This is a genomic window from Bradyrhizobium sp. JYMT SZCCT0428, from assembly GCF_018131075.1.
GTDB lineage: Bacteria > Pseudomonadota > Alphaproteobacteria > Rhizobiales > Xanthobacteraceae > Bradyrhizobium.
Map to the genome: position 1 here is coordinate 22,510 of NZ_JAFCLS010000076.1, position 6,268 is coordinate 28,777.

Here is a 6,268-nt window from a genome sequence, read left to right on the forward strand (position 1 = left end):
TCCCGCTCACGCCCATTCGCCCTTGCGGAACACCGGGACGCTGCTCCCGTCGGCATGAATACCGTCGATGTCGGTCTCGGCCGAGCCGATCATCCAGTCGATGTGAATGAGGCTCTTGTTGCCGCCTTGCGCCGCGATCTGTTGCGGCGTCAGCTTGCCGCCGTCGATGAAGCACTTCGAATAGCATTGGCCGAGCGCGATGTGCGAGGCGGCGTTCTCGTCGAACAGCGTGTTGAAGAACAACAATCCGCTTTTCGAGATCGGCGAGGAATGCGGCACCAGAGCCACTTCGCCGAGACGTGCGGCGCCCTCATCGGTGTCGAGGACTTTCTTCAGCACTTCCTCGCCACGCGAAGCCCTGGCCTCGACGATGCGGCCTTCCTCGAACCGCACCGCGATGTTGTCGATCAGGGTGCCTTGATAAGACAGCGGCTTGGAACTGACGACATGTCCGCTGACGCGCCGGCAATGCGGCGTGGTGAACACTTCCTCGGTCGGGATATTGGCGTTGCAAGTGATGCCGTTCTTGGCCGTCGACGCGCCGCCTTCCCATTCGTGACCGTCGGCGAGACCGATCGTCAGATCCGTGCCCGGTCCCGAATATTTCAGCGCGTGGAAGCGCTGGCCGTTCAGCCATTGCGTGCGCTCGCGCAGCACCGCGTTGTGCTTCTCCCACGCCGCGACCGCGCCGTCCTGATCGACGCGCGAGGCCGCAAAAATCGCGTCCGCCAGTTTGGCTACCGCGACATCCTCGGCAACATCGGGAAATACCTGCTTCGCCCATGCCGGGCTCGGATAGGCGATGATGTTCCAGTTGGTTTCGAAATTGACGATCTTTTCCAGCGCCGGCTGATAGGCCATCGAATTGGCCTTGCTGGCGCGCGCCACCTTGGTCGGATCCTCGCCCGACAGCAGCATCGGATTGTCGCCGACGATCGCCAGCCGTGCGGTGTTGTTGTCGAACGCCTTCGCCATGCCCTCATAGAGCCAGCCGGCGGCACGATCGAACCCGTCATTGTGGCCGTAGCGATAACGCGACAGCGTGATCTCTTCGTCGGACAGGAACGGCGTGACCAGACCCGCACCGGCCTTGTAGGCATGTTCGGCGATTTTTCGAACCAGCGGCAGCGCCACCGACGGGGCGGTCAAAAGCAAGTCCTGGCCCGGCTGCAACTGCAGGCCGACCTTCACGGCGACCTCGGCAAGGCGGTCGAGTTTCACGGGATCGATCGGCGTCGAAAAATTACGTTCGTGTGCGGTCATGACGGGTCCTCAAATCAATCGTTGCTACAGAGATAGGCGAACCGGCCGGTTCCTTCAACGCTTCGACGCCGCCAATACGCGATCGACCATCTCGGGCGCGAGACCGAGGTAATTCTTCGGCGAGGTCAGGCGGTCGATGGTCGCGCGGTCGATGCGCGAGGAGACCCGCGGGTCCCCGGATAGCGCATCCGCCAGCGTCATGCCTTTCTCGTTGGCGACACGGCAGGCGTCATAGACAACGTCATGCGCCTCCTGCCGGCCGATGTCGGGCGCGAGGCCCATCATCACGGCTTCGGCGACGATCAACCCGCGGCTGATATCGAGATTTTCCGCCATCTTCTTCTCGTCCACGATCAGGCCGCCTAGCGCGAATTTGGCCTGATGCAGCGCGCCCGCGGTGAGCACAAAGCTCTCCGGGATCGCCATCCATTCGGCATGCCATGGCCCGGTGGCGCGCTCGAAATCCTGTACCATCGCGTCCAGCATCAAACCGGCGTGCTGGCGCACGCCCTTGGCCGCCGCCAGCATCAGTTCGGATGAAATCGGGTTGCGTTTCTGCGGCATGGTCGAGGACGCGCCGCGGCCCTTCACGAACGGCTCATAGAGTTCGGCAAATTCGGTCGACGCCATGATCATGATGTCGAGCGCGATTTTGCCGAGCGAGCCGGTGACGAGGCCGAAGAAATTGATCACTTCCGCCAGCCCGTCGCGCGCGACATGCCAGGTCGAGACGGGCACGCCGAGACCAAGTTCCTCGCACAACGCCTTCTGGACCTCGAACCCCTTGTCGCCGAGCGAGGCCAGCGTGCCGGCGGCGCCTGCGAACTGGCCGACAAGGACGCGCGGCTTCAATTGCGCGAGGCGTTCGGCGTGACGGTCGAACTTCGCGAGATAGATCGCGGTCTTGTAGCCGAAGGTTACCGGCAGCGCCTGCTGCAGATGGGTGCGGCCGGCCATCGGCGTATCGCGATAGCGCCTGGAGAGATCGGCGAGGGTGCCGCGCAGGGCGGCGATGTCAGCCTCGATGATCTCAAGGCCGGCGCGGACCTGCAGGACCACGGCGGTGTCCATGATGTCCTGCGTGGTCGCGCCCCAATGAACATAGCGGCCGGCCTCGCCGCATTGTTTTGCCATCTGGTGGACCAGCGGCAGGATCGGATAGCCGACGATATCGGTCTCGCTGCGCAGCAGGTCGAAATCGAACGCCGAGACGTCCGTCCGTTTTGCGATTTCCTCGGCGGCTTCCGCCGGGATGACGCCGCAGCGCGCCTCGGCCCTGGCCAGCGCGATCTCGACTTCGGCGTAGCGCGAGATCAGGCTGAAATCCGAAAACACTTCCCGCATCGCCGGCGTGCCAAAGGCGTCGCGGAACAGGATGGAGTCAAGGACGGTGGTCGAGGTCGGAAAGGCGGGCATGTCGTTTCCTGCAGGAAATTCGCTGGAATGACTCATGCCACAATCATTGCCGGTTGGGAAAGCCGGTCACCATTTCTCGTGCATGGTCCGGACATCGAGTTCGAACGACCAGGCACGCGGCGGCTGTTTGTGCAGGAACACAAAGCCGTCGACGATACCCTCGATGCTGATCAGGCGCTCCTCGCGGCTGGCGGCCTCCGGGAAACGCGTCTTGATCTTTTCGCCGCCGATCGCGCCATCGACCACGACATGGCCGACATGAATGCCGTCGCCGGCATATTCCTTGGCCATCGCCTGCGCCAGCGTGCGCAAGCCCGCCTTCGAGGAATTGAAGGCGCCGTAGCCAGAGCGGCCCCGCAGCGAGGCGCTCGCGCCGGTGAACAGCAATGTGCCCGCGCCCTTCGGCACCATGCGGCGAACCGCCTCGCGCCCGAACAGGAAGCCGCCGAAACACACGACGCGCCAGCTTTGCTCGAAGTAATCGGCGGTCATGTCGATGATCTTGCCGGCGGTGTTATTGCCGGCGTTGTAGATCGCAAGTTCGAGGTCTGCGCCGGCCCTGTCGAACAGCGCGATAGTGTCGGCCTCGCTGGTGGCGTCGGCGACAACAGCCGTAGCGCGCCCGCCGGCTGCGACGATGTCGGAAACGACCGCATCGAGCGCCGCCCTGGTGCGGCCGGCAACGAGAACGTTGAGGCCCTCGGTGGCAAACCGCTTGCAGAGTTGTGCGCCGAGGCCCTGATCAGGCCCGACACCGATGATTATCGCCGTTCCCATCCATCTCTCCCGCGTTTGAGGTCCATCAAACAATTATATGACGATCGTCATCAATTCAATCGATGGAACGGCCGCTTCCTGCTGTTCACGAGGATATGAGCGTCGGGCAGCTCTGGTGAATCGCGCCGGCTGGTTGCCGGCGCCTCCTCAATCGCGGAATTTCTTCTTTTTCTTCGTTCCGAATGCGGGCTTCGCGGCGCCGGCATGTTTCGGCTTGGCGGCATAAGCGGGCTTCTCCCGGAACGGTCGCTTCTTGTCGTAACGCCTTTCCTTGTCGAATCCTGGCGCCTTTTCGCTGCGAGGCTTCTCTTCATACGGCTTGCTGTCGCGGGATTTGCCGCCGGGCGGCCTGTTGCTCCAGGGCTTTTCGTCACGAGGCTTTTCGTCACGGGGTTTTTCGTCGCGAGGCTTGTCCCAAGGCTTTGCTTCCTGCGGCTTGTCCTGCCACGGCTTGCCGTGCGGCCTCGGTGCCCTCTCCTCACGCTCGCGCGGCGGCGAACGCTTCTCGGCCGCCGGCTCGGCCTGCGGGCCCTCGGGCAGCGGCTCGATGCGAATATTGTCTTCCTTGTCGGGACGGCGGAGGTTGCCGACAAATTTGTCGGCAGCGCGTGCGGAAATCTCGAACTCGGTCGTCGTGTCCATGACGCGGATGGCGCCGATGTCTGTTTTGTCGATGCCGCCGCGGCGGCAGATCATCGGCAACAGCCAGCGCGCTTCGGCATTCTTGCGGCTGCCGATCGAGGCGCGGAACCAGACGCTGTTCTCGCCCATGACGTGTCGCGCCGACGGCTTTTTCGACTTGGATCGTGGACCGGCGTTGCGGTCGTCGCTGCGTGGCGCACGACTATCCCTGTCTCTTTCGCGGCCGCGATCCTCGCGTCCCCGGCTGCGATGTTCGCCGGGATCGATGATGTCTTCAGGCGAGGGGAGCCGTGAGCGATAGAGCCGCGCCAGGGCCGCGGCGATATCCTCGGCCGAGCGCTCGGCGAGCAGGGCCTGCGCCAGCATCAGGTCTTCGGGCGTGGTCTCTTCGGCGAACAGCGCATCCTTCAGCATGCGCTCCTGGTCGAGCTTGCGGATTTCATCGGCCTGCGGCGGCGTGCCCCAGATCGCATCGATGCCAGCCAGATTCAGCAGCACTTCCGCGCGCCGCTTGCGCGCCGGCGGCACCAATAAAACGCTAACCCCCTTGCGGCCGGCACGGCCGGTGCGGCCGGAGCGATGCTGCATCACTTCGGGATCGTTCGGAATATCGGCGTGGATGACAAGATCGAGATTCGGCAGATCGATGCCGCGCGCGGCGACGTCGGTCGCGACGCAAACGCGGGCGCGTCCATCGCGAAGGGCCTGCAGCGCGTGGGTGCGCTCGTTCTGGGTCAGTTCGCCGGACAGCGCCACGACCGAGAAGCCGCGTTCCGACAATGTTGCCTGCAGATGCCGCACCGCTTCGCGGGTGTTGCAGAACACCAGCGCACTCGGCGATTCGAAGAAGCGCAGGGTGTTGACGACCGCATGGTCGACGTCGCCGGGCGCGATCCGGATGGCGCGGTAATCGATGTCGGCGTGACCGCCTTCGTCGCCGCCAACCTCGATGCGGAAAGCTTCCTGCTGATATTCCTTGGCCAGGGCGATGATGACGCGCGGCAGGGTTGCCGAGAACAACAGGGTGCGGCGGGTCTCCGGCGTGGTCTCGAGGATGAACTCCATGTCCTCGCGAAAGCCGAGGTCGAGCATTTCGTCGGCCTCGTCGAGCACGACGGCCTTCAGTTCGGAAATGTCGAGCCGGTTGCGCCTCAAATGATCGCACAGCCGGCCCGGGGTGCCGACCACGATGTGGGCGCCGGCCGCGAGTTCGCGCTGCTCGCGGCGCGGATCCATGCCGCCGACGCAGGAAACCACGCGCGCATCGGCATATTGATAGAGCCAGGCGAGTTCGCGGTGGACCTGAAGTGCCAGTTCGCGCGTCGGTGCGACGATCAGCGCAAGCGGAGCGCCCGCCCGCTCGAAGCGCTCGGCATCGCCGAGCAGTTCGGCGGCAATAGCCAGGCCATAGGCGACGGTTTTGCCGGAGCCGGTTTGCGCCGACACCAGCAGATCGCGGCCGCCGGCGTCACTCGCCAGCACGGCGGTCTGCACCGGGGTCAGGGAATCGAAATTGCGCTCGGCCAGGGCTCGGGCGAGCGGCGGACTTGTGGTCAGGGATGTCACGAGATCAGAACCTTAATGGGCGCAGCTGCGCCGGAAAGCCGAATAAAGCCTCGAACCATACGATTGAGGCTGCCGGCTGGAGGATGCGCGGGTCCGATGACCCGAACGATTTGAATGAGATAGGCACCCTTTAGGCCATTCGCAGCCAAAGCGCCATGGAATGTTGGTGGAGGCTGCATTGCGTCGTTAACGGCGGGCTATGGTGTTGATATTGCGATGATTTATCGGTTCGTCATTGCGAGCGAAGCGAAGCAATCCATTGCGCCGCGCGCATTATCTTCAATCCGTCATCCTGAGGTGCGCGCTCTTGCGCGCCTCGAAAGACGACGGCCCGCCTGTGGCCGATTCATCCTTCGAGGCTCGCTGCGCTCGCACCTCAGGATGACGGGTAGACACACTTTCGCGATCCCGCGGCGCATCGCGCCCGAGCTTTGCTGGAAACTTCCCGCCCCCAAAATGAGAGGGCGCAGGGAAGACCGGGTGCGCGCTGCACCCGCGGTCCCGTGTGCGGTTTGCACTTAGTAGGCTGCACACGAGCATACAGGGCAGCGGTGAACACCCGGCCTTCCCTGCGCAATGGCTTTACGGCTTATGCCGTGATCTC

At 63.9% G+C, this 6,268-nt stretch carries 4 protein-coding genes; all 4 read right to left on the bottom strand.

All coding sequences use genetic code 11. The features are described 5' to 3' along the window. Window positions 1–6 precede the first annotated feature (6 nt). Window positions 7–1,263: an aminopeptidase gene (locus JQ575_RS40475; protein ID WP_212038748.1), complete on the bottom strand. Its 1,257-nt coding sequence runs from the start codon at window positions 1,261–1,263 to the stop codon at window positions 7–9. 54 nt (window positions 1,264–1,317) lie between these two features. Continuing rightward, window positions 1,318–2,679 (bottom strand): adenylosuccinate lyase family protein, encoded by a 1,362-nt coding sequence (locus JQ575_RS40480; RefSeq protein ID WP_212038749.1) that lies wholly within the window; start codon window positions 2,677–2,679, stop codon window positions 1,318–1,320. Between the two features lie 66 nt (window positions 2,680–2,745). Continuing rightward, window positions 2,746–3,456 (bottom strand): SDR family NAD(P)-dependent oxidoreductase, encoded by a 711-nt coding sequence (locus tag JQ575_RS40485; protein ID WP_212038750.1) that lies wholly within the window; start codon window positions 3,454–3,456, stop codon window positions 2,746–2,748. Between the two features lie 147 nt (window positions 3,457–3,603). Beyond that, the gene (locus JQ575_RS40490) at window positions 3,604–5,664 is read right to left on the bottom strand and encodes a DEAD/DEAH box helicase (protein ID WP_212038751.1); all 2,061 of its coding nucleotides are present in this window, start codon (window positions 5,662–5,664) and stop codon (window positions 3,604–3,606) included. Between the last annotated feature and the right edge of the window lie 604 nt (window positions 5,665–6,268).